The organism is Brevundimonas sp. CURTG3B2_SDJG, assembly GCF_057364705.1.
The window spans coordinates 1-2,813 of sequence record NZ_JBNFOJ010000343.1 but is presented as its reverse complement, the minus strand read 5'-3'; the positions used below and the strand labels follow the sequence as shown (position 1 = coordinate 2,813).

At 71.4% G+C, this 2,813-nt stretch carries 3 protein-coding genes; 2 read left to right on the top strand and 1 reads right to left on the bottom strand.

The genetic code is table 11. The features are described 5' to 3' along the window. Positions 1-1,163: protein kinase domain-containing protein (locus AC2W7C_RS16280; protein ID WP_486002331.1), on the bottom strand; the 1,163-nt coding region annotated here is incomplete at its 3' end. A gap of 248 nt (positions 1,164-1,411) precedes the next feature. Between AC2W7C_RS16280 and AC2W7C_RS16275 the strand changes: the two genes are divergently transcribed. Both AC2W7C_RS16275 and AC2W7C_RS16270 read left to right on the top strand, forming a co-directional pair. Beyond that, positions 1,412-1,723: a hypothetical protein gene (locus tag AC2W7C_RS16275; protein ID WP_486002330.1), complete on the top strand. Its 312-nt coding sequence runs from the start codon at positions 1,412-1,414 to the stop codon at positions 1,721-1,723. Between the two features lie 30 nt (positions 1,724-1,753). Next, positions 1,754-2,674 (top strand): hypothetical protein, encoded by a 921-nt coding sequence (locus tag AC2W7C_RS16270; RefSeq protein ID WP_486002329.1) that lies wholly within the window; start codon positions 1,754-1,756, stop codon positions 2,672-2,674. Positions 2,675-2,813 lie beyond the last annotated feature (139 nt).

Here is a 2,813-nt window from a genome sequence, read left to right as displayed (position 1 = left end):
CGCGCCTCTCGCCGCTGCTCGAGCGTATCGAGCCGCTCAGCCAGCAGCGCGGCGGACTCCAGCCGCCGACGTCGGTCGCCGGCGGCGGCCAGGGCGATGTCCTCGCGCAGGAGGGGATCGTCCACCTCCCCTTCCCAGCCGGCGGCGAGCGGCCGGTCCAGGTCGCCCACGGTCATCTGATAAAGGATCAGCCCCAGGGCGTAGATGTCCGCGGCCATCCCCGGCGCTGCCCCCTGCGCCACCTCGGGCGCGCGATAGGCGGCGGTGTCGGATCGGGTCGAGGCTTCATCCTCTCCCGGCGGAAAGCCGCCGCCCGAGATGCCGTGCAGGTCCAGCGCCGCCTGATCGAGCAGCCAGCCGCTGCCGAAGTCGGCGAGACGGACGACCGGAGGCCCGTCCGGCGGCGTCTCGATCAGCACGTTGGCGGGCTTCAGGTCCTTGTGCAGCACCCCGGCGCCGTGCGCGGCCGCCACGGCGCGGGCCAGGTCGGCCACGATGGCGATCCGACGCTCCAGCGGCATGGCGGCCAGCCCGCCCTCCAGGGCGCCGGCCCAGGCGCGCATGTCCTGCCCGGCGTCCGCCGCTTCGATAAAATAGGGCGCGGCGTCGAAGTTCCATTCCAGCACGTCGACACAGGGCCGCCGGTCGCCCAGAACATTGCGCATCAGTCGGAACAGAGCGACCTCGCGGCGCAGGCTGCGCAGGCGGTCCGGCGCGTCGGCGAACTTGAAGATGCGCGTCTCGTCCACCTTCCGATGGCGCGCCCGCCAGACGTCGCCGGCGCCGCTGTCGCCCAACGCCTCCTCGAGCACCCATTGCGGACGACCCGGAACCGGATCTCCCGAGGCGAAGGCGAAGCGCGGCGCCAAAGGCGTCGACAACTGTTCGACCTCGACCGGCCCCGCCAGGCGATAGCCGACCCGAGGGAGAGTCTGGATCACATCGCCCCCGCCTTCTCCGAGGGCCCCACGCAGCTTGGACACGGCCGTGGTCAGGGAGGCCTCCACCACGTGGACGCCGGGCCAGACGGCGTCGAGCAGCTCGGCCTTGGTCACCGCCTCGCCGGCGCTGAGCAACAGCTCATGCAGGACCTGAAGCGGCTTCCCCTCCAGCTCCACGGGTTGGCCGGCGACGGACAGGCTCCAGGCGGCCTCGTCGAACACCGCGTCCGCGAAGCGCCATCTGCGCCGTCTCCGGCGCGGCCCTGAACCGCCTTCTGCCATGGAGCCACCTCGAATGCCGCCTGCGATCCGGAAGCCTAAGGGAACGCGGTCCGGAATGGCAACGCTCGGCGAGCGCCGGCTGGCGACTTCAGAACTTCTTTAGCTTGGCGTCAGGACCCCGCGGGACGATCCGAGCAAGCTGACCTCCTGGAAGCGCGACAGGCGCTGCATCACGGAGGCCGAAAGGCATGGAGAACCCGCTTTTCCCCAACAGGATCGACCGGTCCGCCGCGCTCGGCGCTTTCAAGCGGGCCGGATCCACCGACGCGGACGTGCTGGCGTCGGTGAAAGCCACGCTGGTCCAGACGTCGAGAACGGCGGTCCGGGGCGGATGGGGGCTGATCGTCTCGGGCGTCCTGGTCTGCCTGACCATTCTCGGCATCCCGGCCGGCGTCGCCATGGCCTTGATCGGCTGGTGGGTGATCTCCCGCGCTCAGAAGAACATCCGCCTGGTCGACGAGGTCTTGGCGGAGTTTGCGGCGGCGCCCCAGCCGGCCTGACACATCATTCACGAACAGGAGGGAAGAGCCATGAAGGGCAAGATTCTCGGCGTCGCCGCCGGCGACCTGGCGGGCGCCATCACAGGAGACGACGGCAAGCGCTATCGCTACGAGGCCGCCGACTGGCGTGGCGAACGGCTCGCCTCGGTCGGGGCCGCCGTTGACTTTGAGGTCGAAGGCGGAGCCGCGCGCGACGTCTATCCCGCCGTGGGCGCCTTCACCGGCGTCGGCGCCGCCGCGGCCTCGGTCGAGGCTCTCGCCGGGTCGTCCGGCGGCGGGAAGATCATCGCCCTGTTCAAAGGGACCCTGGCCTTGCCGCTGGCGATCCTGGTGCTGGTCGCCTTCTTCCTGCCGGCTCTGTCGTCGCCGATGCTGACCGTATCCCAGCTGGGGCTGGACAAGATCACGGCCGCCGTCAGCCCGAACTTGGCGCAGGCCGAGCATGGCCGGCGCCGCCTGGCCGACCTGGAGCGTGATCTGGCTCGCTTCAAGACCGACGCCGCCCGGGGCGGCGCCGGCGCTCCGGACAGCATCTACGGCTACGGCAACGTCGGCGACCGCATCGCCTCGCTCGAGGAACAGCGCGCCGAGATTCGCAAGGGACTGGGCGCGATCGATTTCCTGAAGACGGTGGACGCCGCCCTGATCCTGCGCTTCGCCGCCGTGCTCGCCGCCCTGTGGCTGATCTGGCAAGGCCTGGGCGGGCGCGGCCCTGCGCCCTTGGGAGCTCGCCGCAGGCGCGCCGCCCTCTTCGCCGGCGGCCTGACCTTCCTACTGCGGTCCGCGATCCTGGGCCTGGTCTCGGCCGTGAACCCGCTCGGCGAAGCCGCCGCCGCTCAGGCTGAAGCCCTCATTTCGGTCGAGATCGGGGCCTGGCTGCTGCTCGCCGCCGGCGCGGGCCTGATCGCCTCCGGCCTGGGCCTGATCCGCAATCCCCTTGGACGAACCTGACCCTGGAAGGAGCCGCCATGCGCATCCGTCTCTCCACCCTCGCGACCCTTTCAGCGGCGACCTTGCTGACTGGCGCAGCGTGCGCACGCCGGCCCGCCGGGCCGGGCCGCGGCTCCAGCCGTCGCCACCACCGCGGCCC

Coding starts and splice junctions, on each gene's coding strand:
- AC2W7C_RS16270 (WP_486002329.1), top strand. CDS start 1,754: ATGAAGGGCAAGATTCTCGGCGTCGCCGCCGGCGACCTGGCGGGCGCC.
- AC2W7C_RS16275 (WP_486002330.1), top strand. CDS start 1,412: ATGGAGAACCCGCTTTTCCCCAACAGGATCGACCGGTCCGCCGCGCTC.